This is a genomic window from Pseudoalteromonas sp. SIMBA_162 (assembly GCF_046535955.1).
Lineage (GTDB): Bacteria > Pseudomonadota > Gammaproteobacteria > Enterobacterales > Alteromonadaceae > Pseudoalteromonas > Pseudoalteromonas marina.
Genome location: NZ_JAWJBQ010000177.1, coordinates 1 through 331, shown reverse-complemented (window position 1 = coordinate 331; position 331 = coordinate 1). Strand labels below are relative to the sequence as shown.

Genomic DNA, 331 nt, shown 5'->3' with positions numbered 1-331 from the left:
AGTATGCGGGAATGGGGACCTTTTATTAATGAGCAAAGCACCTATTATTTATGTGCGAATCGAAATAAAAAATCCATCACATTAAATTTAAAAAAAGAAGAAGATCGACAACAATTAAAAGAGCTTGTGAAAGATGCAGATATACTCATTGAAAACTTCAAAACAGGTGACATGAAAAAAATGGGAATTGGCTATGAGGAACTAAAGAAGGTAAATCCTCGACTTATTTATTGTGCCGTTACAGGTTTTGGACAAACTGGACCTCTTGCATCGGAACCAGGATTTGATCCAGTGATTCAGGCGATGAGTGGCTTGATGGATGTGACAGGAC

General features: G+C 37.5%; 1 protein-coding gene. It reads left to right on the top strand.

Annotation, left to right across the window (positions count from 1 at the left end; translation table 11 throughout):
- Window positions 1-331, top strand: a 331-nt coding sequence (locus R0J88_RS19240; RefSeq protein ID WP_410900766.1) for a CoA transferase, incomplete at both ends; no start/stop codon positions are given.